Annotated in this window: 19 protein-coding genes; 5 read left to right on the top strand and 14 right to left on the bottom strand. The window is 63.0% G+C overall.

What is annotated here, in order from left to right; translation table 11 throughout:
* Positions 1-18: 18 nt before the first annotated feature.
* Positions 19-966, top strand: coding sequence for a polyphosphate kinase 2 family protein (locus HDG33_RS31700; RefSeq protein ID WP_184038658.1), 948 nt, complete (start codon positions 19-21; stop codon positions 964-966).
* A gap of 45 nt (positions 967-1,011) precedes the next feature.
* Entirely contained in the window at positions 1,012-3,765 is a 2,754-nt protein-coding gene (locus HDG33_RS31695; protein ID WP_184038655.1) for an HAD-IC family P-type ATPase, read from the top strand.
* Between the two features lie 20 nt (positions 3,766-3,785).
* On the opposite strand, the gene HDG33_RS31690 is transcribed toward HDG33_RS31695, so the two are convergent.
* Positions 3,786-4,595 (bottom strand): bifunctional 2-polyprenyl-6-hydroxyphenol methylase/3-demethylubiquinol 3-O-methyltransferase UbiG, encoded by an 810-nt coding sequence (locus HDG33_RS31690; RefSeq protein WP_184038653.1) that lies wholly within the window; start codon positions 4,593-4,595, stop codon positions 3,786-3,788.
* A 624-nt stretch (positions 4,596-5,219) separates the two neighbouring features.
* Between HDG33_RS31690 and HDG33_RS31685 the strand changes: the two genes are divergently transcribed.
* The 3 genes from HDG33_RS31685 to HDG33_RS31675 all read left to right on the top strand — a co-directional run bounded on the left by HDG33_RS31685 (position 5,220) and on the right by HDG33_RS31675 (position 9,137).
* Positions 5,220-5,645, top strand: a complete 426-nt coding sequence (locus HDG33_RS31685; protein WP_018420777.1) for a CopG family transcriptional regulator — start codon at positions 5,220-5,222, stop codon at positions 5,643-5,645.
* Between the two features lie 45 nt (positions 5,646-5,690).
* A complete protein-coding gene (locus HDG33_RS31680) occupies positions 5,691-6,788 on the top strand; it encodes a PHB depolymerase family esterase (protein WP_184038650.1) in 1,098 nt (365 codons plus the stop codon).
* 1,167 nt (positions 6,789-7,955) lie between these two features.
* Complete coding sequence (locus tag HDG33_RS31675) at positions 7,956-9,137, top strand: sodium:proton antiporter (RefSeq protein WP_184038647.1); 1,182 nt, start codon at positions 7,956-7,958, stop codon at positions 9,135-9,137.
* 69 nt (positions 9,138-9,206) lie between these two features.
* Here the strand turns inward: HDG33_RS31675 and HDG33_RS31670 are convergent, their stop codons facing one another.
* The 13 genes from HDG33_RS31670 to HDG33_RS31610 form a co-directional block, all read right to left on the bottom strand.
* A complete protein-coding gene (locus HDG33_RS31670) occupies positions 9,207-9,818 on the bottom strand; it encodes a universal stress protein (protein ID WP_409259104.1) in 612 nt (203 codons plus the stop codon).
* Between the two features lies 1 nt (position 9,819).
* Positions 9,820-10,533: a two-component system response regulator KdpE gene (kdpE, locus tag HDG33_RS31665; protein WP_184038645.1), complete on the bottom strand. Its 714-nt coding sequence runs from the start codon at positions 10,531-10,533 to the stop codon at positions 9,820-9,822.
* Positions 10,530-13,358 (bottom strand): sensor histidine kinase KdpD, encoded by a 2,829-nt coding sequence (locus HDG33_RS31660; protein ID WP_184038642.1) that lies wholly within the window; start codon positions 13,356-13,358, stop codon positions 10,530-10,532. Before HDG33_RS31660 ends, kdpE begins: the two co-directional genes overlap by 4 nt.
* A gap of 75 nt (positions 13,359-13,433) precedes the next feature.
* Positions 13,434-14,018 carry a potassium-transporting ATPase subunit KdpC gene (gene kdpC / locus HDG33_RS31655; RefSeq protein ID WP_184038639.1) on the bottom strand — a complete coding sequence of 195 codons (585 nt, stop codon included), beginning with the start codon at positions 14,016-14,018 and terminating at the stop codon, positions 13,434-13,436.
* A 19-nt stretch (positions 14,019-14,037) separates the two neighbouring features.
* Positions 14,038-16,122 (bottom strand): potassium-transporting ATPase subunit KdpB, encoded by a 2,085-nt coding sequence (gene kdpB, locus HDG33_RS31650; RefSeq protein ID WP_184038712.1) that lies wholly within the window; start codon positions 16,120-16,122, stop codon positions 14,038-14,040.
* 85 nt (positions 16,123-16,207) lie between these two features.
* On the bottom strand, positions 16,208-18,016 hold the full coding sequence (gene kdpA, locus HDG33_RS31645) for a potassium-transporting ATPase subunit KdpA (RefSeq protein ID WP_184038635.1): 1,809 nt from the start codon (positions 18,014-18,016) through the stop codon (positions 16,208-16,210).
* A complete protein-coding gene (kdpF, locus tag HDG33_RS38490) occupies positions 18,013-18,078 on the bottom strand; it encodes a K(+)-transporting ATPase subunit F (protein WP_409259105.1) in 66 nt (21 codons plus the stop codon). Before kdpF ends, kdpA begins: the two co-directional genes overlap by 4 nt.
* Before the next feature lie 461 nt (positions 18,079-18,539).
* On the bottom strand, positions 18,540-19,472 hold the full coding sequence (gene mdcH / locus HDG33_RS31635) for a malonate decarboxylase subunit epsilon (RefSeq protein ID WP_184038629.1): 933 nt from the start codon (positions 19,470-19,472) through the stop codon (positions 18,540-18,542).
* On the bottom strand, positions 19,472-20,170 hold the full coding sequence (locus tag HDG33_RS31630; RefSeq protein ID WP_184038709.1) for a malonate decarboxylase holo-ACP synthase: 699 nt from the start codon (positions 20,168-20,170) through the stop codon (positions 19,472-19,474). Before HDG33_RS31630 ends, mdcH begins: the two co-directional genes overlap by 1 nt.
* Positions 20,170-20,988: a biotin-independent malonate decarboxylase subunit gamma gene (mdcE, locus tag HDG33_RS31625; protein WP_184038627.1), complete on the bottom strand. Its 819-nt coding sequence runs from the start codon at positions 20,986-20,988 to the stop codon at positions 20,170-20,172. Before mdcE ends, HDG33_RS31630 begins: the two co-directional genes overlap by 1 nt.
* Positions 20,985-21,869, bottom strand: a complete 885-nt coding sequence (locus HDG33_RS31620; RefSeq protein ID WP_184038624.1) for a biotin-independent malonate decarboxylase subunit beta — start codon at positions 21,867-21,869, stop codon at positions 20,985-20,987. The genes mdcE and HDG33_RS31620 overlap by 4 nt, the downstream gene beginning before the upstream one ends.
* Positions 21,866-22,189: a malonate decarboxylase subunit delta gene (locus HDG33_RS31615; protein ID WP_184038621.1), complete on the bottom strand. Its 324-nt coding sequence runs from the start codon at positions 22,187-22,189 to the stop codon at positions 21,866-21,868. Before HDG33_RS31615 ends, HDG33_RS31620 begins: the two co-directional genes overlap by 4 nt.
* Positions 22,190-22,194: 5 nt before the next feature.
* Positions 22,195-23,160, bottom strand: coding sequence for a triphosphoribosyl-dephospho-CoA synthase (locus HDG33_RS31610; RefSeq protein ID WP_184038618.1), 966 nt, complete (start codon positions 23,158-23,160; stop codon positions 22,195-22,197).
* Between the last annotated feature and the right edge of the window lies 1 nt (position 23,161).

The following is a 23,161-nucleotide window of genomic DNA, read 5'->3' as shown; positions in this document are numbered from 1 at the left end:
TGCCGTGGAGAAAGAGCGATGGTTCGCATGGAAATACTCGACGCGCTGCGGGCATACACCGATCCCCTCCGCGTCACGAGCGGCAAAGATTTCTTCCTGAAGGATTTCGATCCCGGCGAGACGCTGGGACTCAGAATGCATAAGGAAGAGGCGCAGCAACTGCTCCAGCGCGGGTCGAAATGGCTCGCGATGGAGCAGGAGATCCTCTACGCGCAGGATTCCTGGTCCGTGCTGCTGGTGTTCCAGGCCATGGACGCCGCGGGAAAGGATGGGACGATCAAGCACGTGATGTCGCGCGTCAATCCGCAGGGGTGCGATGTCATCTCGTTCAAGCAGCCGTCGGATGAGGAGCTCTCCCACGACTTCCTTTGGCGCTATTCGAGGAAAGTGCCCGAGCGCGGGCACATCGGCATTTTCAACCGCTCGTACTATGAAGAGGTGCTGGTGGTGCGCGTGCATCAGCATCTGCTCCATGCGCAGAAGATCCCACCGGCACGGGTCGGCAACAACATATGGGACGAGCGGCTCGCCGACATTGCGCGCTTCGAGGACTATCTGACGCGCCAGGGCGTGGTCATTCTCAAGTTCTATCTGAACCTGTCGTACGGGGAGCAGAAGAGGCGATTCATGGATCGCCTCGACAATCCCGACAAGCACTGGAAGTTTTCCGCAGCCGACGTTCGCGAGCGTCGCTACTGGAACGACTATATGCACGCCTATGAAGAGGCGATCCGCGCGACGGCCTCCGAAGCGGCTCCGTGGTTCGTCGTGCCCGCCGACAACAAACCTTTCACACGCCTCATCGTCGCGGCCGCGATCGTCGAGGCCGTCGAGAAGCTCGACCTCGAATATCCGAAAGCCACGCAAGAGCAGATGAAGGATCTCGCCGCCGCGAGGGAGGAATTCGACGCCGAAGCGGTGGACGAGACGAGACCCGATCAACCCGGGGACGATCCAGACCATTGAGAGCGGCCCCCTGACCCGAAATCACTGGAACCGGGAGACACGAGGATGAGCTCAGTTGAGAGTGCGACGCCGTGGCATGCGATGCCGGCCGGTGACATCGAACGGCAGTTCAACGTCGATCCCGCGCAGGGCCTCGATGCATCGGAAGCGACCGGGCGGCTGTCCACCTATGGGCCGAACCGCCTCCCGCAGGGCAAGAAGAGGGGGCCGGTTGTACGCTTCCTGATGCAGCTCCACAACGTTCTGATCTACGTGCTGCTCGCGGCCGGTTTCGTCAAGTTCATGCTGGGCCTGTGGCTCGATGGCTCGGTCATTCTGGCCGTCGTCATCCTCAACTCGCTGCTCGGCTTCCTGCAGGAAGGACGCGCCGAGAAGGCGCTCGACTCGATTCGCAACATGCTGTCCGCGGAAGCGCGCGTGATGCGTGGCGGAGCGGTTCGCTTGATCCCCGCCGAGGAACTCGTGCCTGGCGACATCGTGCTCCTGGAATCGGGCGACAAAATCCCGGCGGACATGCGTCTCGTCGACGCCAGGAACCTGCGCACGGAAGAAGCGGCTCTTACGGGGGAATCCCTCCCGGCCGAGAAGGGCACAGCGCCGGTACCCGCCAAAGCCACGGTCGGCGACCGCGAGAACATTGCGTTCTGCGGCACGATGGTCTTGTCGGGCCGGGCAACCGGCATCGTGGTGTCAACTGGGAGCCAGACGGAACTCGGCCGGATCAACCAGATGCTCGCCGAGGTCAGCGCGCTCGAGACGCCGCTGCTGCGCCAGATCAAGAAGTTCGGCTACGTCATCACGGCAGTGATCGCCGTTGTCAGCGTGCTGCTCTTCTCCTGGGGGCACTGGCTCGGACACATGACTTTCGTCGAGCTGTTCCAGGCCATCGTGGGGATTGCGGTATCGGTCATCCCGGAAGGCCTGCCGGCGCTCATCACCATCACGCTCGCCATCGGCGTGCAGCGCATGGCCCAGCGCAACGCCATTATTCGCCGCCTGCCGGCGGTCGAAACACTGGGCGCCGTCTCGCGCATCTGCTCGGATAAAACGGGCACGCTGACCCTGATGGAGATGATGGTGACCTCCGTCGTAACGGCCGAAGCGGCCTATGCCGTTACGGGCGACGGCTACGCCAGCGAAGGAGAGGTCAGCGCCGATGGCAAGCCGCTCGGCGCCGCGCCGGACGTGCTCAAGCTGATGGGCCGCGTGTCGCTGTTGTGCAACGACGCCGAGCTCTTCGAGGAAGACGGAAAATGGAAAGTGGAGGGTGACCCGACCGAGGGCGCGCTCTATCCGTTCGCTTCCAAGCTGGGCATGGACCGCGCCGCGGAGACGGCCGCCGCGCCGAGGATCGACGCGATCCCCTTCGAGTCCGAGCACAAGTTCATGGCGACGCTGAACCGTTCGACGGACGGCGAGATGCTGCTGGTCAAAGGCGCGCCAGAGGTGATCCTCGACCACTGCGACCGGCAGCAGACGGAGCAAGGCCCGGCGCCGCTCGATCGCGAGCACTTCGCGACGGAGGGCGACCGGCTCGCCGCGCAAGGTGAGCGCGTGCTCGGGCTCGCGTGGCTGTCGGACCCGGGCCTGCGTACGGGCGGCCTCGGGCCGCAGGACCTGCCGCGTACCCTCGTACTGCTCGGCCTCGTGGGCCTGATGGACCCGCCGCGCAAAGAGGCGATCGACGCCGTGCGCGAATGCCACGGCGGCGGCATTCGCGTGACGATGATCACGGGCGACCACAAGATCACGGCGGCGGCAATCGCAAGAATGCTGGGCATCGGCGACGGCAAGACCGCCGTGTCCGGCACCGAGATCGAGGCGATGAACGATGCGGCGCTGCAGGAATGCGTGCGCGGCGTCGACGTGTTCGCGCGCGCGAGTCCCGAGCACAAGCTGCGGCTCGTCAAGGCGATTCAGGCGAATCGGCAGATCGTCGCGATGACGGGCGACGGCGTCAACGATGCGCCGGCGCTCAAGAAAGCCGACATCGGTGTCGCGATGGGGATCAAGGGCACCGAGGTCACGAAGGAGGCGGCGGGCATGATCCTCGCCGACGACAATTTCGCGTCGATCTCCGCGGCGGTGAAGGAAGGGCGCACGGTCTACAACAACATCGAGAAAGCGATGCTGTTCATGCTGCCGACCAATGTCGCGCAAGGCGCGGTGATCGCGGTGGCGATCCTGTTCGCCTTCACGCTGCCGATCACGGCGCCGCAGATCCTGTGGGTCAACATGGTTACGTCCGTCGCGCTCGGCCTGACCATTTCGTTCGAGCCGCACGAGGCAGACGTGATGCGCCGCTCGCCACGCGCAATCGACCGGCCGATCGTCACGCGCTTCGGCATCTGGCGCATCCTGTTCGTCGGCGCGGCGCTCGTGATCTATACGCTGTCCACCTTCTTCTGGATGAAGTCGCAAGGGGCGTCGGATCAGATGGCGCGCACGGCCGCGGTCAACGCCATTACGCTGGGCCAGGTGTTCTATCTGCTCAACATCCGGTATCTGCTCGATTCGTCGCTGTCCGTGCGCGCCCATACAGGCAATCGCAATCTCTGGTACGGAATAGCCGGCGTCGTGGTCTTGCAGCTTCTGTTCACCTATACGTTCCCGTTCCATGCCATTTTCCACACCGAGGCTCTGCCCTTGTCGGCGTGGGGGTGGCTCGTCGGTGGTGGCGTCCTGTTTTTCCTCGTGGTGGAGATCGAGAAGCTCGTTTTCCGGCTCACCCCTGCATTGAGAGGATTTGTGACGTCGCAACAGGAGGGCGCGGCCTTGCGCAATGATCCCGCCAGGTAGGCCGCCTTGGCGGCCGCCTGCTACATCGCACGCACGCGGCGGAGGATGAAAAACAGGTTAGCCGAGACTGCATTCACGATCGGTATCCGCTCGAAAGGCCGGTTCAGCTTCATGCCGATATTGGCCAGTGCGTTGAGCGCTCCGCCGCCCTTTATGCCTTTTGCGAAGGTGGGAAAGACCTGGTGATAGCCGCATTCTTCCAGTACGAATCCCGACCGGAGAAACAGGCGCTTCGCGTCGCTGAGACTGTACAGCCGATTATGGCCCGTGTACTTCTTCATGACTCTGCACGCGTTTTCGGTCACCGATAAGCGGTTAGGTAAAAATGTGATTATCAGCAAACCGTCGTTTTTCAGCACGCGCCATAGCTCATCGAGGCTCTTTTGCTCGCGGGCCACGTGCTCGAGTACACCGCTTCCGATCACCACATCGAATTGATTGTCTTCGTAGGGCAGCAGAAATTCATGATCGAGCGATGCGAAAGATAACCCGGCGTACTGATGGAATTCCGCGAATTGCCCATCCTTGCAGATGTCGCAGCCATATATATCGATGTCATGGTAGAGCGTGCGAAGCATGCACGAATCTGGCGCGTGCCGGCATCCCCAGTCGAGCACTTTCATGCCACGCTTGATATACGGTGCGTAAATTTCGAACGCGCGCACGTGGCGATCGAGACTCGCGTTGTTGGCAATGACCGATTGCACATAGTCCCGGTATTCACCATCGCTACGATGTGCAATGTAGTCCTCGCAAAGCTTGGCATAAGTCGCCTTGACCTGCTGCAATTCATTGCTCGGGATCGTTTCAGTGTCGATGGGTTTATGCATATCTCCCTCATGGCGGTGCGAACGATACGACGAATTTCAGGCTCTACTGGGCCAGTATGCTGGTAATCCTTGGTCCATGTTGAGGTCTGCGCAATCCGTTTCCGCAGTACCGGCTTTCGCTGCCCGAGTGACATCGGGGTTGAGAGGTTCGCGGGATGTTGACTACTCCGATTTTGAGCGCTGATGGACTGCGTTTGGCGAGACCTGCGGCAGCAACTACCTGGATAAAGCCGCGATAGTGAACGGGTTCAAGTTTTGAAGGATAGCAGTTGAATTTGTCAAAACTGGTCGGGGAACCTCTCCATTTCGCGCCTTATTCTGATGGTTTTGCGCCTTGACGCTCATCCGTTGTGTTCGAGCGAACATCAGTGCCAGCCTCCCGTTGCTCGGCCGTCTTATTCAGCGTTAACTTAACAATGCGGTCGAACAGCGCGATGTCCGTCCTCCAACCGGCCAGTACCCCGTAGCTATCCATGTGCGCATCGACCGGCAATAGCGCTCTATCTAGCCCCCACGACCAGCGATGCGGCGAGCCCAGAAGGCGTCTCGACCCCAAATTTTTATGTTGCGGCGCATCTAAAACCATCCTATAACCATCCACATGGATGGTGCAAGGATGGTGCGATGAAGAAACCCGCGGTATTGGACACCCCCCGCTCGAAAGGCGGCGACTCGGAAAAAATCACGATCAACCTCGGACCCGTCGACCTCGGGCAGATCGATCTCCTGGTTGAAGAAGGCTTCTATGCGAACCGGACCGACCTGATCCGAACGGCGATTCGCAACCAGCTCGCGCTACATGCGCGGGTCGTCCAGGAAACGGTTGCGCGTCGTTCGCTCGTGCTCGGGCTGCAGCATTTCTCCAGGCAGGATCTCGAGGCGATTCGAGCCGCGCGCGAGCGTCTCAACATTCAGGTCCTGGGATTGGCCAGCATTGCCGCCGATGTCTCCCCGGAACTCGCGCTCGCGACTATCGAAAGCGTCGTGGTGCTGGGAGCCTTTCACGCTTCGCCCGCCGTCAAGACGGCGCTTGCCGGCAGAATCCACTAGCCGCGCGAGGCCCACCCCCTCAACACCGGTAATCGGACAAATGTGATGAAACTCAACGAAGGCTTTCTGAACTCAATGCACGAAGCGATGACTTTGCTGCGTACCCGCGGCGTTGCCGAAGCGACAGAAGCGATACAACGCGCACTGCGAGGGGAAAGCGTCGGTGCAGTGAACGAAACTGCGTCGCGGGACAAGACGCCAGAGCCGGTTGTCTTCCCGTTTGCAAAGACCAAGGAAGCGACCGCGCACAAGGCGCGAGAAGACTGCATTGACGTGGAGGAACGAGGACATTTCATCACGCTTGCGTATGCGAATGCCGCCGGTCGCCGTCAATATCGGCTGTATGTGCCGGCGGGTGGCGCCGGCGAGCCGCTGCCACTGATTGTGATGCTGCACGGCTGCACGCAGGACGCCGACGATTTCGCAGCAGGCACGCAGATGAACGCGCTTGCCGAGCGGCATCGATGTCTCGTAGCTTATCCGGTGCAACCGCGGCAGGCGAATCCGTCGAAGTGCTGGAACTGGTTCAAACCTGACGATCAGCATCGCGAGCGCGGCGAGCCGTCGCTGATCGCAGGCATCACGCGCGAAATCATCTCGGCCCACAACGTCGATCCTGCGCGCGTGTACGTCGCGGGGATGTCCGCCGGGGGCGCAATGGCGGCGATCATGATCGCCGAGTATCCCGAGCTGTATGCCGCGGTCGGCGTGCATTCCGGTCTTCCTGCACGGTGCGCGCACAATTTACCCTCCGCGCTCGCGGCGATGAAAGGCGGCAAGCACCCCCGAAACGCACGGCGCGTGCAAGGCGATACAGACTTGTCACCGAGACGGCCCATGATCGTCTTTCATGGTGACGCGGATGCCACCGTTCACGTAGCTAATGCCACGCGGCTCGTGCAGAAGTTCGACGCACGGCCGGACGCCGGCAGCGAACGGCGTCGGGTCGACGCGGGCCGACGCGCCTGTACCGTCTCGCGGCTGGTTTCCGACGACGGTATCGACGCCGAGTTGTGGACCATTCATGGCGCAGGGCACGCTTGGGCAGGCGGCAATGCACGAGGCAGTTATACGGACGCTACTGGTCCGGATGCGAGTGCCGAAATGCTGCGCTTCTTTCTTGATCATCCGCAACGACAATAGTGCAGGCCTCTCTTGTGGTTACTATGATTGCGACGGAGTGGCGTCCGCTGTGCATGTAGAGCAAGTCCGCTTGCTCAATTGCATAAAGGCTGCCCGATGAATCACTTCCGGGGCGAATCCTCGGCGGCAGGTCTGCGAAGCCCGGATTTGCGCCGCAATCAACGTACGGCGGGTTGCCATTCAATTGGAGACATCCACGCGTGTTCGTCCATCGTCAACAACGGGTCGCGTGTCGCCGATCGCGGCCTTGCGAAGTTCGAGCGATGTGTGCCCATTGCATGAGGCAGTCATCGGCCATGAACGGCCGGTCGGCGGGGACGCCCGAAAGCGGTCAGTCAACTGCGCTTTCGACCCGCCGCCGACTATTCGACAACGCAGATAGTTTGACCGTCCTCCGCATTCGGTGGGCGAGGTCCGGGACGCTGAAATCGCTGGCATCGGGAGCGTGACTCGCCCTCACATTGCAGTTGCGTAGACCGATCGGTGGAGAACGGCAGCTACTCGTCCCGCAATGGCGCAACTGACGGTCAATGAGCAGCGCCGGAACCTGGCCGCACAGTGGGATCAGCTATACGCCGCAGAAGGGGAACCGCAGTCAACCTGGCGCGGCAGCGGTTCTCATCTGCAGAAGGCCCGCCCGCATGAACGGAATGGATGCCGGGTCAAGCGCCCGTCGCACGCCAGCGAGCCCACCGCAAGGGAAAAAAGCACATCCTGCAACGTCGATAGACTGCGCTGCCCTTCGACTACCGAATCGGTCATTACTTGACGGTAAACGCGTGTGATGGCCCTGTGTGCAGCGCCTACTCGAGGTTTTGCAACCTATCCCGCCTCGTATTTCAGTTATCCATCCGGAGATGCTGTCGCCAATCGCTGGGACGGCGCCCCGCCTCGACGAACGCCGTTGCAACGAACTCTTTGTGCCGATCGTGGAGAGCAGCTCAAGGGACCAACCGGACGATACGGATAGAGCCCGCACGACCGACCGGAGACGGTCGGCGGTGCTTCCCTCACCGAACGCCGTGCGGAAGAAAGGAACTGTCGCGTCTGCGGCGATCCGACGTCAGCGTCTCGAATATACTTCTATGCGCATGGCACCGACACGTGTCGGCGAGATCAAGATAGCAGTGGCAAAAGCCCCTTTTCTCTTTCGACCGGACCGTCCGAATGGACTTTAACATTGGGCTCTTCGAACTGCTGTTGCTCGTTTCGGCACTGGTGGCCATGCTAGTCCGGCGCTTGCATATGCCGTATAGCGTTGGTCTCGTTATGGCTGGAATCAGCTTCTCTTTCCTGGCCTCTTCCAGCTTCCCAGATATTCCCCTCACCAAGGATTTCATCTACGACGTACTGCTGCCGCCGCTCATTTTCGAGGCGGCGTTTCACATGAGGTGGGGCCAGGTACGCCGAGATTTCGCCGTCGTCCAGACATTGGCGGTCCTCGGGGTGCTCCTGTCAGCTGGCGTGACGGCAGCAGGCATGCATTTCCTGTTGCATTGGGAATGGATCAGCGGGCTGCTTTTCGGCACGTTAATAGCCGCTACGGATCCCGTCTCCATCCTTGCCACTTTCAAGGAAGCGGGTGTCACAGGCCGCTTCAGGCATTTGATGGAGGCCGAGAGTCTGTTCAATGACGGGACCGCGGCGGCAGCGTTTCGGGTCACGCTGGCCTTTGTCGCCGGCACGCAAGTCGGCCTTGTCGAAGTACTCAAGATCTCGGGCGTGGTGCTTCTCGGTTCGGTGTTTTGCGGTTTGCTAATCGGCAACGCAGTGCTATCGCTGCTGCACCGCACCGACGATCACCTCGTCGAGATCACCTTCGCGATGATCGCGGCCTATGGGTCGTTTCTGCTAGCCGAGAACCTTCACCTGTCCGGCGTATTGGCCACGCTGATAGCGGGCCTCGTGATGGGAAAGCGGAACACGAGCGACGCGATGACGAAGAGAGGTCGGCAAGCCGTCGAGGTCGTGCTTGAGTACACGGTATTTGCGGCGAATTCGTTCATCTTTCTTTTCATTGGAGTTCAGCAGGCGCGCAGGGAATACGACACCGTGTGGCTATCGATCGGGATCGCCATCATGGTCGTGATGCTGGGGCGTGCCGTGGCTGTGTACCCGTGTTGCATGCTCTTCTCGCGCTCGTCGCTGCAGATCGAGGTGCGGCATCAACATATCCTGTTCTGGGGCGGGCTACGCGGTGCCTTGGCCTTGGCGCTCGCGATGGGATTGCCGCCCGGACTACCACGGCGCGAAGAAATCATTACTGTGTGTTTTGCCGTGGTTGCTTTTTCAATCTTCGTTCAGGGCGCCACGATGACGCCGCTACTAAGGCGATTGGGTGTGGTTTAAAGATGCGGGGCCTCAAAAGTTTCATGCACGCCTGCTTTTCATCCTCATCGTTGCGCTCACGCATGCAGTCTAGTGAACCATGGTTACCGGCCTGGTAGTCACGCGCCACAACCCGGCGAGCATGGTCAGTCTGCGAAAGAAACCGAAATGGCTGGCATCGATCACGACGACATCCGGTTGAGTCTTTGCAGCATAGGCGGCAATGGCTTTTGCGCCGTGCCCGAACACCCGCTTCCATTTGTACGGAACGCCTGCATCCTCAAGGACTGAGCATGTCTGGATCAGCGCGTCGAGCATTATGTGCTTCTCATGGCGACGCAGTGCGCTGCGCGAGTGAAACGCTGCCGCACGCCCTTCGTCAATAGGCTCAAGCACTTCAAGCAGTTCGACTTCGGACACGCAGTGTTCCAGATACAGAAATGCGGCGTGTCGGGCAGCCTGTACGGCACCGCCGCTATCGACTACGGGGATCAGCAACCGTAACATTGAGCACTCCGATTTCGGCCAGCAGACCGACTTTGACACTTCCATTTCAGCACAGAGCGTGTCAATGCGTTGCAAAACTATACGCAGGACATGTAAAAATCCCGTCAACGCGACGTCTCGAACGCGGTGCAAACATGACGGCAGCACTTCTGAGCGCAATTTCCCACTGAATCGACGCTTCAGTGCGGATTGCATGCTACTGCCCCTGATAGTCGTTCGCTCCGACCAGTCTGTAGCCTACGCCAGTCTCCGTGATGATGTACTCTGGTTGCGCCGGATCACGTTCGAGTTTCTGGCGCAGGTGCCCCATGTAGACTCGCAAATAGTGGTCGTTATTAGCGTGCGTTTGGCCCCACACCTCCTGAAGTAGCTGTCGATGCGTCAGCACCCATCCTGCGCGTGACACAAGCGCCGACAGTAGCCGGTATTCGATCGGGGTAAGATGGACGATCTGGCTGTCGCGCGTTACCCTCCGTTCAGCAAGATCGACCGTGACAGCGCCGAAATGCACTTTGGTCGACTCCGTCCTGCCGCCGCAGATTCGCCGCCGCAGGTGGGCGCGGATTCGCGCAGTCAGTTCCGGCAATCCGAACGGCTTGGTCAGGTAGTCATCGGCCCCGGCGTCGAGCGCCGCGACCTTATGCTCCTCCCGGGTTCGCGCCGTCAGCACGAGCACCGGCACAGTGGACCAGCTACGCAGTTCCCGAATCACGTCAATGCCGTCCATATCCGGCAAACCAAGATCGACGATGACGAGATCAGGCCGCCGTGTTGCGGCCTGCGCCAGCCCTTGCTCCCCCGTTTCGGCATCAAAGACCGTCATGCCATCCGCTTCCAGTGCCGTGTGAACGAAACGACGGATGTGCTTGTCGTCTTCAATCAGAACAACGGTGACCGTCGGCTCGCTCATGGTTTTGCCGGATCGACGGCCGGTGCCGGGAAGGCGCCCCCTGTTGACGCCGCCTGCTCTCCATCGTCGGGCCATAGCTCTGCGGGTGGCGCTTCGGCCGGCGGGGTCTCATCGGCGGGCAGCATGAACCAGAAGCGCGCGCCAATGATCTTACCCATTGTGCCGGTACGATTCTCGGCCCCGATCCTGCCGCCATGCGCCTCGACAATGGCACGGCAGATCGCGAGGCCAAGACCTATCCCGGCCTTCGCCGATTCTTTCTCGCCGCGCGTGAACTTGTCGAACACGCGCGTCTCCATGCCCGGCGGCAGGCCGGGCCCGCTATCGTCGACGCAGACCTTCACATATTTCCGGCCGCCATCATGGGCCGGCGTGGCATCGATCGTGAGCGGCGTCCCCGGTGGCGTGTACTTCGCCGCGTTCTCGAAGAGATTCACAAAGAGCCGCTCCATCAGCACCGCATCAAGCTGCAGCAGTGGCAGATCAGGCGGTACATGCACCTGGACTGGGCGCCCGGCGAGCGTACGCCGGCAAGCGCCGAGGGCCGCGCCGACGACCTCCTCGAGCATCGACCATTGCCGGTTCAGGCGCACGCCACCCGCTTCGAGGCGTGCCATGTCGAGCAGGTTCGTGACAAGACCATTCATCCTGAGCGCCTCCTCGTGGATTGCGTCGACGACTTCGCTGGTCGTTCTCGCAGGCACACCGCTTTTGTCCTGTTCGGCAAGCATCGACGCGAATCCGACGATTGCGGTCAGTGGCGTGCGCAGGTCGTGTGAGATCGCCGACAGCAGGGAGTTGCGCAGTCGCTCGGACTCCATGTTGATGAGCGCGTCCTGCGCGATTTCCACGTAGTGAACGCGTTCGAGCGCCAGCGCAATCTGGGCGGCGAACGCATCGAGCATCCGCTGCTGCTCTGGACTCGCCAGATCCGAAGTCTGCTCCGATACCATCGCGAGCACGCCGCGCGTACGCATCGGTGCCTTTAGCGGCAGGTACAGCGCGTCCGTGGCGGGCAGCGTATCCGTGCCACGTCCGGCAGGTTTTTGCTGGTCATACACCCATTGACCGATATCGAGGTCGAGCGCTTGTGCGTCCAGCATGACAGCAGGGTTAGGCTCTTCGACTTTCTGCCAGATCTTCTCTGCGCTGTCCGGCAGCAGGATCGCGACGCGCGCGTGAAACACTTCGCCGACGTGCCGCGTACCGATCTCGATGATCTGCCCGGTCGTCAGCGCCGCGCCCAGTTCACGTGACATGGCGTACATCGCACTGGTGCGCCGTTCGCGCATGGTCGCGATGTGCGCCTGACGGCGCAGGCTCGACGTCAGATGACTGATTGTCAAGGAAGTCAGCAGCATCACGAAGAAGGTCAGCACATATTGCGTGTCCGAAACCGCGAATGTCATCTGCGGCGGTACGAAGAAGAAATCGAACGCCGCCACGCTGAGGAACGACAGCAGCACGCCCGGCCCGCGCCCGAGTCGCGCGGCCGCGAAGATCACGCCGAGCAGATACAGCATCACCAGGTTCGCCAGAGCGATATGGTGGAGAAAGGCTGACGCAACGACTGTGATTCCTCCGCAGATTGCCAGGGCGTAAAAATAGCTTTGCGGCTTCAAGCGCCCGCCGCCTCCGGGCGCCACAGCAAAGCTCGGAGCACCGGCTCGCATATTCCGGCCCTCGCGCTCCGGGGCCGCGCTCATCAGCGTGACGTCGATGTCGCGCGCGTTCTGCACGAGCTGCTCGCCGACCGGCGGCACGATCAGCCGCCGCCAGCGTCCCCGCGTTGACGCGCCGGCAACCAGCCTGGACACATTGCGCATGCGGGCGTAAGCAACGAGCGTTTGTGCGGCGTCAGTCCCGTCGAGCGTGGCAGTTTCGGCCCCGAGTTCGGCGGCGAGCTTCAGCGCATCGAGCGTTCGTTTGCGCAAGTCATCCGGCATGCGCTGCAGTTTCGGCGTCTCGACATACACGGCTATCCAGTCGGCCTTGATGCTCGTGGCGAGCCGCGAAGCGGCGCGCACGAGCACTGGCGCTTCCGGCCCCGGTCCGACGCACACAATGAGCCGCTCGCGTGCCTGCCAGATACGCTCAATAGACTGGTCGGCGCGATACTCACGCATCTGCGCATCGACGCGATCTGCAGTACGGCGCAGCGCCAGTTCGCGCAGCGCAATCAGGTTGCCCTTGCGAAAGAAGTTACGCACGGCATGCTCGGCCTGCTGGGGCAGGTAGACCTTGCCGTCTCGCATCCGGTCGAGCAGCTCTTCGGCGGGCAAGTCGACTAGTGTGACCTCGTCGGCGCCATCGAACACCCGGTCGGGGACAGTTTCCCAGACCCGGATCCCCGTGATCTGACCGACAATATCATTGAGACTTTCGAGATGCTGGACGTTGACCGTCGTGTAGACGTCGATGCCCGCGTCGAGGAGTTCGTGGACGTCTTGCCAGCGCTTCAGGTGCCGCGCGCCCTGCACGTTCGAGTGCGCGAGCTCGTCGACGAGGATGAGCTTTGGCCTGCGGGCGAGCGCGGCGTCGATGTCGAACTCGGAGAGCTGGTGGCCGCGATATTCGTGGCGCGCGAGCGGCAGTATCTCGAGACCATCCAGCAGCGCGATGGTTTCCTTGCGGCCATGGGTCTCGATGATCCCGACAACCACATCGGCGCCTTCTGCCTGCTGCCGCCGGGCGGCCTGCAGCATCGCAAACGTCTTCCCCACGCCCGCTGACGCGCCAAAGAAGACCTTCAGGCGGCCACGCTGCTGTTTCTCTTTATCCCGCTGGATCCTATCCAGAAGTTCGTCTGGGTCAGGGCGGTCCATCGAGTGTCTCCCATAAACGGCCGGCGGCAGACGTCAGACCCGCCCACCTTCCGCCAGACGCACGTTGGCAGCACATCATCCGTGCATGGGTTTGAGGTCGTCGAGCGCGAGGTTGAGCTTCAGCACATTGACGCGCGCTTCGCCAAAAATGCCGAACTGCCGCCCGGACGTAGAGCGGGCAACCAGCTCGGTGACCTGGTCGGTCGTCAGCCCGCGGGCCTTGGCAACGCGTGCGGTCTGATAGGCCGCCGCAGCGGGACTGATCTCGGGATCGAGACCGCTGGCTGAGGACGTCACAAGATCCACCGGTACCGGTTGCGACATGTCGGTGCCCGCTGCCTTCAAGGCATCGATGCGACCTTTGATTTCGTCAGCGAGTGCGGGGTTGGTCGGACCAAGGTTCGAGCCGCCCGAGTTTTGCGCGTTGTAAGGGTTCGGTGTGGTCGCCGACAGGCGTCCCCAGAAATAGTACGGTGCGTCGAACTGCTGGCCGATCATGGGGGAGCCCACTGCCTTGCCGTTGTGCTCAATCAGGCTGCCGCTCGCCTGGTGTGGAAACGCCATACGTCCGATGGCCGTCACAGCAATCGGATAAATGCCCCCCGTGATCACGGTCAGTACGACGAACAGCACAAGTACGGGGCGAATCAGGTTTTTCATGATGTTTGCGCTCTCTGTGTCAAACCCAGCCAAACGCGGACATGATCATGTCGATCAGCTTGATGAACGGAAACGGGAGCAGAATTCCGCCGAGCCCATAGACCAGCAGGTTGCGGCGCAACAGTGCGGCAGCCCCCAGCGGTCGGTACTTCACACCCTTGAGCGCAAGCGGGATCAGCGCCACGATGATCAGCGCATTGAAGATCACTGCCGACAGGATTGCCGAGGCCGGCGAACTCAGATGCATCACGTCGAGCACCCGCAACTGCGGATAGGTCGTCGCGAACGCCGCCGGGATGATCGCGAAATACTTCGCGACGTCGTTGGCAATCGAGAATGTCGTGAGCGACCCGCGCGTCATCAGCATCTGCTTGCCGATCTCGACAATCTCGATCAGTTTCGTCGGGTTGGAGTCGAGGTCGACCATGTTGCCGGCTTCCTTAGCCGCCTGCGTGCCCGTATTCATGGCCACCGCGACGTCGGCCTGCGCGAGTGCGGGGGCATCATTGGTGCCGTCGCCGGTCATCGCGACGAGGCGTCCTTCACCCTGATGCGTGCGGATGATCGTGAGCTTCGCCTCCGGCGTGGCTTCGGCGAGGAAATCGTCGACGCCCGCTTCGGCCGCGATCGCCGCGGCGGTCAGCCGGTTGTCGCCGGTGATCATGATGGTCTTGATGCCCATCTGGCGCAGTTCGGCGAAACGTTCCTTGATGCCACCCTTGACGATGTCCTTCAGCTCGATCACACCCAGCACGCGCGCTACGTCGCCGTGTTTTTCCGCCACCACGAGCGGTGTGCTGCCACGTCGCGCGACATCCGTCACGGCGCTCTCGACCTCGGGTGCAAACTGCCCGCCGTGCATTTCGACATAGTGCTTGATCGCTTCTGCCGCGCCTTTGCGGATCTCGCGGCCCGGCGCCCCGGAGGAAGTCCCCTTGGGGGACAGGTCGACGCCGCTCATCCGCGACTGCGCGCTGAACGCGAGGAAGGTCGCGTGCAAGGAGCTCATATCGCGCTCGCGGATGTTGAAACGCTGCTTCGCGAGCACAGTGATGCTGCGGCCTTCCGGCGTCTCGTCGGCAAGCGACGACAGCTGTGCGCCGTCGGCGAGCGCTTCCTCCGTGACACCCGGTGCCGGTATGAAGGCAGAGGCCTGACGGTTGCCGAGCGTAATCGTGCCCGTCTTGTCGAGCAGCAGCACGTCGACATCGCCGGCGGCTTCAACAGCACGGCCCGAGGTCGCGATCACGTTCGCCTGCATCATGCGGCTCATGCCCGCAACACCGATCGCCGACAGCAGGCCGCCGATCGTCGTTGGAATCAGGCACACGAGCAGGGCAACGAGCGCGGTGATCGTCACGACGTGGCCGGCTTTTGCCACTTCGACGGAGAACATCGAGAACGGCAGCAGCGTGGCGGTAGCGAACAGCAGAACCAGCGTCAGCGCGACCAACAGGATCGTCAGTGCAATTTCGTTCGGCGTCTTCTGACGCTTCGCGCCTTCGACCATCGCGATCATGCGGTCAAGGAACGCTTCACCCGGGTTCACACTGACGCGTACGACGATCCAGTCCGACAGCACGCGCGTGCCACCCGTCACCGACGAAAAGTCGCCGCCCGACTCGCGGATCACCGGTGCGGATTCGCCGGTGATCGCCGATTCGTCGACCGACGCCACCCCTTCGATCACTTCGCCGTCGGCCGGGATCACGTCACCTGTCTCGACCAGAACGACGTCGCCGCGGCGCAGATCGTTCGCGGCCATGATGCGGATCGGCGCTTTCGGATGCGGCTCCTGCAGCTTTTTTGCCACCACATTGTGTTTGGCGCTGCGCAGCGACGCGGCCTGGGCCTTCGAACGGCCTTCGGCCAGCGCTTCGGCAAAGTTCGCAAAGAGCACCGTGAACCACAGCCACAGCGCGATCGCGAGGATGAACCCCGCAGGCGCCTCGGCCTGGCCGGCGAGCGCAGCAAACCACAGGATCGTCGTCAGGATGCTGCCGACGTAGACGCAGAACATCACCGGGTTGCGTAGCTGGGTACGCGGCGCAAGCTTTCTGAATGAATCGACGAGCGCCGGCCTGACAATCGCCGGATCGAACATCGACCGGGCCGCAGTGCGTGCCTGACCGATATTGCCCGGCTGATGGACAGGCGGTTGGGTACGGGTAATCATGCTTTCCTCGCAATCAGTGACCCGAGATCATGATCAGGTGCTCGACGACCGGGCCGAGGGCAAGCGCCGGCACATAAGTCAGTGCACCAACGAGCACCACAGTGCCAAGCAGCAGCACAACGAACAGCGGACCGTGAGTCGGCAAGGTACCGGCGGTAACGGCAATGCGCTTCTTGTCAGCGAGCGAACCGGCGATTGCCAGCACAGGGATGATCGATCCGAAGCGGCCGAACCACATGGCGATCGCGAGCGTTACGTTGTAGAACGGCGTGTTGACCGAAAGACCGGCGAATGCGCTGCCGTTGTTGTTCGCGGCGGAGCTGTAGGCATACAGGATTTCGGAGAATCCGTGTGGACCGGGGTTGGCGATTCCGGCCACGCCAGCAGCCGTCAGGACGCCGACCGACGCACCGACCGGTACGAGCAATGGCGTGAGCAGCACAGCGATGGAGACCATCTTCATCTCATACGACTCGATCTTCTTGCCGACATACTCTGGCGTGCGGCCGATCATCAGGCCGGCGACGAATACCGCAAGCAGCGCGAACACGAGCATGCCGTACAGACCGGAACCAACCCCGCCGAAGATCACTTCGCCGAGCTGGATCAACAATAGCGGGACCAGCCCTCCGATCGGCGTGAGCGAATCGTGCATGTTGTTGACCGCACCGCATGACGCTGAAGTCGTCGCGACCGTGAAGATCCCCGACTGCGCGATACCGAAGCGCGTCTCCTTGCCTTCCATGTTGCCGCCCGGCTGCAAGGCGGACGCGGTTTGATCCACATGCAGCGAGGCAAGCAGCGGATTGCCGCCCTGCTCGGAGGAAATCTCGACCCAGCAGGCAGCCGCGAAGGCGATCGTCATCGCGGCGAGGATGGCGTACCCCTGACGCTGGTCGCCTACCATCCGGCCGAACACAAGGCACAACGCCGCAGGAATGACGAGCATCGCGATCATCTGCACGAAGTTCGCGAACGGCGTCGGGTTTTCATACGGGTGCGCGGAGTTGGCGTTAAAGAAGCCGCCCCCATTGGTGCCGAGCATCTTGATCGCTTCCTGTGACGCGGTCGGTCCCATCGCGATGGTCTGCCTGTCGGCCTTGTTGTCGACCATGACCGGATTGCCCTTCGCATCCTTCACCGGGTTGCCCTGGGCATCGGTCCTGGGCGTCTGGTAGGTCGTGACCTGCAGCGTGGCGACGTCCTTGTATGACTCGAAATTCTGGATCGCACCTTGGCTGATGAATACGAGCGCGATGACCGTCGCGAGCGGCGCGAAGATGTAAAGCGTGATGCGCGTGAGGTCGACCCAGAAGTTGCCGATGGTTTTCGTCGTATGGCGTGCAAAGCCGCGGATCAGCGCTACGACGACGGCAATACCGGTGGCGGCCGAAATAAAGTTCTGAACGGCTAACGCGGCCATCTGCGTCAGGTAGCTGACGGTCGACTCCGGCGTGTAATTCTGCCAGTTCGTATTGGTCACAAAGCTGATGGCCGTATTGAATGCAGCGTCGGGCGTCATCGGACCGAAACCCTGCGGGTTTGCCGGCAGCCATTGCTGGAGGCGCAGGAATCCGTACACGACCAGCGCGCCGAGCGCATTGAAAACGATCACGGCGAGGGCATAGTGCGTCCATGCCATTTCGGCTTCGGGATTGACGCCAGCGAGCTTGTATAACACCCCCTCCAGCGGTCTTCCGATACGCCGCACGACCACGGACGAGCCGTCAAGCACGCTGGTCATGTAGCGGCCAAGCGGAATCGCGAGCGCGATCAGCACGACGATATAAAGTCCTGTCTGGAACAGGTTATTGGCGTTCATTCGAGGGCCTCCGCTCGCAGCAGGGCGTACACGAGGTAGACAAACAGTATGAGCGTCGACATTGCGGCGAGCCACGTCATCCAGGAAGTCATGGGCGGCCTCCGGGGGCGCGGCGGAGCTTGTCGCAGCCGACCGCAAGCGCTGCGACCAGCCCCCCGAAAGCGGCGATGGCGATGAGGTAAACCAGATCCATGACGATGCCCTCCCATGACGGATCTTTCCAAGATCAAGCCTAGGAAAAAGGGCGTAAACGCCGTGGTAAGACCACGTGCTGGGGTATAAAAAATATGTAAACGGGACCCGGTTCTCGCCTCGAAGGAACACCAGTCAAGGCGATCTGCGCGATGCGCGTCCTCCCCGGCTTCGGCGTCAGCCGTTTGCGCAGATCCGGACTGCGTCAGGCGCAGGCAGTTCTTTTCTCCGGGCGCGCCGAAGCAGCATGGACCAGACGCGACCTTTATCTGTCTGAGGCTGCCGGAATGATTCTTCTGAGCAGAGTTCGCACACCGCGAAGCACACCCCGTCAGCCACGCTCCAACCGCCTGCGTACCGTCCCCACCAACCTGTCAAACGGCAATGTACTCGCAGCCAGCGCACTGACCTCAGAAAAATTCTCCCTCACGATATCTGTCAACACCTGCCCCGGCGGCGCCTCGACCAGCACCTGCGCGCCCATTTCCTGCATCACGGTCAGCGCATCGAACCAGCGCACGGTGTAACGCATATTGGTCGCAAGATCCTCGCGAATCGCATCGGCCGTATATAACGGGCGTCCACCGCGATTGCCGATATAAACACCGCGCGGTCTTTCAAAATGCAACGTGCGCGAGTACGCCAGCAGTTCGTCGCTCGCACGCGCGAGCAATTCGCAATGCGAGGGCACGCTGACCGCGAGCCGCGTGGCCTTGCGCGCGCCGGCCGCGAGCGCGCGTTCGATGAACCCGTCGAGCGCATCGTCCGCGCCGGCCATCACGATCTGGCGCGGTGCATTGACGTTGCCGATATACACGCGTTGCCGTTGCTCCGCGGCCTGCTGTGCAACGAGCGTTTCCGCCTGCTGCTCGCTCAAGCCGGTGACGGCCGCGAGACCATAGCCCGCCGGATAAGCGGTTTCCATCAGCTCGGCCCGTCGCTGCACCATCTTCAGCGCGTCGCGGAACGCCACCGCGCCACAACTGACCGCCGCCGCATACGCGCCGATCGAAAGTCCCGCGCTGATCTCCGCCGCCAATCCTTCATCGGCGAGCGCGCGCATGATCGCGACGCCCGCGACGGTCAAGCCCAGTTGCACCGCGACCGTCGAATCGAAAGCGTCGGATGAGTCGAGCGTCAGCACGTCGATGCCAAGTGTGTCGGAAGCTTCAGCGAGCGTGTCCTGTACCGCGCGATGCTGCGGCAGTCGATGCAGAAAGCCTTCGCTCTGCGCACCCTGGCCGGGGAACAGAAGCGCGAGCATCAGGCAATGCCATGGTGAGCAATCGCCGCCCACGGATCGGCGATCAAGCGGGGGCCGCTCGCATCGCGGGCAAGCACGCGCGCCTTGCCCGCGGCCCATTCCGCGAGCGCCACGCCACCCGTGGGCGTTTCGAGTTGCGCATCGATGCGGATACCGATATGCGCCGCGAGCGTTTGCAGTTGCTCCAGCAAAGCACTCGCGACATTCAGCGCCAGCGGTTGCGGCACGCGGATCAACAGATCGAGGTCGCTCGTTTCATTGACAGTCGGCACGTGCGTCGCCAGTTCAAAGCCGGTGCTGCCAATAGGTCCCCAAGCGAATCCACCAAGCGGACCGCCCGAATCACGTTGCAACGAAAGCAGTGCAACGAACGAGGGCAATGCATCACGTCCAGCATCGGCTTGCGTCTGCGCGAGCGATTCCGGCGGCACGGCACCGACGATATCGTCCGCATGCACCCATGTGCCGTAGCGTTGCGCTCGCTTCGCACCGCGTACGCCGATCGCGACGAAACCATCAGCGGCGAGCGCGCGCCGGACGACCGCATACGGCGCGCGTTCGAACGCGTCGCGAACCCACGCTGGTTCATCATCGGGCGAGTCCAGCCGCCGCAAGCGCAGCAGATCATGCGGCCGCCACCGCGCGTCGCACGACGTGGCGTGCACGGTGGAGAAGGGCGCAGCCGCACACACGCGCATCACACGGCATCCCATTGTTCGGCAAGACGCCGCCGCACCTCGATCGACGCCGCGCGAGTCTGCCGCGCCGCCGCCGATTCCAGCCGACGCGCGAGCGTACGATCCCCCTCGCGCGCGCTGCGAATCTGCTCGACCAGCACCGTGCGCACGCGCTCGATCTGTGCCGCGTCGGGCGCGTCCGCGTCGATGCCTTCGATCAACTGATCGAGCAGCCCCAACTTCGCGAACGATGTCATCGAATACGACATCGGCACGATCGTCTCGCCGAGTTCGTCGAGTTCTTCGACCGTGCGGCGCGTGACGCGCGCGGCCGCTTCCTTGCCCATCGCGTGGACCATCGTGCCGGGCGCGTCGAGCGCGACGATGCGGTTCGCCTGATAGCCGTGCGCGAGGAACGCGCCGGACATCGCCGGACCGACGATCAGCGCGATCACCGGATGGCCGGCGTCGCGCGCGCTCGCATAGGCGTCGACGGCGGCCGCGCAGGCGAGGTGGATGCCGAGCATTTCCTCGCGATAGCCGTACGCCTGGCTCTTCACGTCGACGATCGCGACGATCGGGCGGCGCGTGCTAGCGCTTTTATCCGCTTCGATTGCTTGACGCACCGCGCGCGCGAGTTGCCAGCCTTGTTCGAGCCCGACCACGTTGGTGGTCGCGCGCGGAAAACGGTTCGCGGGATCGGGCACGACCGTGATGAAGCGCGCGGTGTCGCTGCCGAGCGGCGCATCGCCGCTCCAGACGGGCGCCGTGCTCGACGGTTCACCGGCCACCAGTGCGTTGAACCAGCGCGCGCCGCGCGTGAGTGTCGTGTCGTTCATGCCTGCTCCTTGTTCGACGCATCGCGCCCTCGCGGGTTGTACACATCACGCAGCGTCTCGGGCGTGACGCTCGCCGGATCGATCCGCGCGAGCCGCTGCAAGAACATGTCGACCTGTTCGCTGCGATGCGTGGCCGGCACGCCTTGCGCGAACGCGGCGCGTACGGCGGCGCGCACGGCCGCGGCATCGTCGTCGACGAGTGTGTCGGCGAGCGCGCTCGCGACGCGCTGCTCGCCGCCGATCAGTTGCCATACGCGGCGGCGATCGCTCGCGTCGAGTTCTTCGATACCGGCTTCCTGCTCGATTACTTCAGGTCCGTTCATGCCGAGCCGTCCCTGCTTCGTCACGATCAGATACGAGCACAGCGCGGCCGCGAGCGACATGCCGCCAAAGCAGCCGACCATGCCCGCGATCACGCCGACCACCGGCACGCGCCGGCGCAGCGCGACGATCGCCGCCTGAATCTCGGCGATGACCGCAAGCCCAAGGTTCGCTTCCTGCAGCCGCACGCCGCCGGTCTCGAACAGCACGACCGGGCGCACGCGCTTGCCACGCTCGCAGTCGCGTAGCGCCATCTCGAGCGCCGCGACGATCTTGCTGCCCGACACTTCGCCGATGCTGCCGCCCTGGAACGCCGATTCGATCGCGGCGACTACGGCCGGTTCGCCGTCGATCGTGCCGCGCGCGATCACGCAGCCGTCGTCGGCCTGGCAGACGATGCCCTGCAAGGGCAGCCAAGGCGACCCGATGCGATCGAACGGTCCGAGCAGTTCGCGGAAGCTGGCCGCGTCGAGCAGCGAGCGGGCGCGCTCGCGCGCGGGCAGTTCGATGAAGCTCTCGCGCAGCAGCGGCGCGCTATCTACGCTGGCGCTCGTGCTCATACGCTGTCTCCTTCCTCGGCCGCTTCGACCGCTTCGGCGAGCCGCAACGCGACCACGCCCGGCGTCGCGCCGAAGTCGTTGATCTCGATGTGCGCGGCGCCGTCGTAGCGCGTGAAGAAGCGGTCGAGCACGCTCTTCCAGATGTGGCTATAGCCGTCGACGCTGGTGCGCACCACCACGTGCGCGGCGAGCGCCGAACCGCCTGGATCGGCGGCGGCAGGCGACAGCAGCACTTCCAGATCGCCCGAGCCGACCACGCCGACGTGCGCGCGGGTCGTGACGGCGCGTTGCGCCGGATAGTCGAAGGTCAAATGTTCCATGAGGCTCAGCTCCGGCTGGCGTCGCGATGCGCCAGCATGTCGAGAAAGAGGGTGGCGGCGAGCAGATCGGCCGCGCCGCCCGGCGATGCGTTCAGCGACAGCAGTTCGCGTTCGAGCGCGTCGAGCGCGACGCGGCCCGCGGCTGTCGAACTGCCGCCCGCGTCGAGCACGCGCCGCGCGCCGCGCTGCCCCGCATGCAAGCCCGCGAGTCCCGCGCGATGCAGCAGGCAGGTATCGTCGAGCGTGCTCATGATCGCGAGCAGCGCATCGATGCGCGCGGCGTTTTCGTCGAGACCGCGTGCGCGGGCCGCGTGCAATGCCGGCAGACCGACCTCGAGCGCGTGCGGAAAGCCGTCCTGCGCTTCGCGCCGCGCGCCGCCGACCTGATAGCGTCGACGCGCGCGTTCGCCGTGGCTATCGGACGAAGCGGCGAAGCGGTCCGGGAAGCAGGCGATCTGCGCGGCCAGCGTGCAGACGCGCGAGGTATCGACACGGTTGGGATCGCCAGGTCTGTGCGCACGCATGGAGGAATTCGAAGCCGTTTCGAGCGCCACGCCCGCAACCAGCAAGCCGATGATCCAGATCGCGCCGCGATGCGCATTGCTCCCTCCCGTCGCCTGCATCATCTCCTGTTCGCCCGCGCGGCCGATCTGCGCGAGCTCGGCGCGCAGCAGCGCCGAGGGTTCGCCGCGGCGGCGCGCCGTGCGCGCCAGCGCCGCGAAGGTCGGTTCGAGCGCGTGCGCGGAGCGCCGCATGATCGCGAGATCGAGGTCGCGATGCGCGCCGCTGCCGCGCCGGTCGACGAGCGCGGGCTTCGGCGTGAGCTCCGCCTCGTCGATCAGCGCGATGATCGCGTCGCGCGCGAGTTGGGCGTCGGAAAACGGCGCGACCGGCGAGGTGCCACATGCATTGTGTAGGACCGAAGCATGCGGCGCGTCCAACCGTTCAGGAAGAACAGCAGCGGACGCCATC

The organism is Paraburkholderia sp. Cpub6 (genome assembly GCF_014201065.1).
Classification (GTDB): Bacteria; Pseudomonadota; Gammaproteobacteria; order Burkholderiales; family Burkholderiaceae; genus Paraburkholderia; species Paraburkholderia tuberum.
This window is presented reverse-complemented; position numbering and strand designations above follow the sequence as displayed.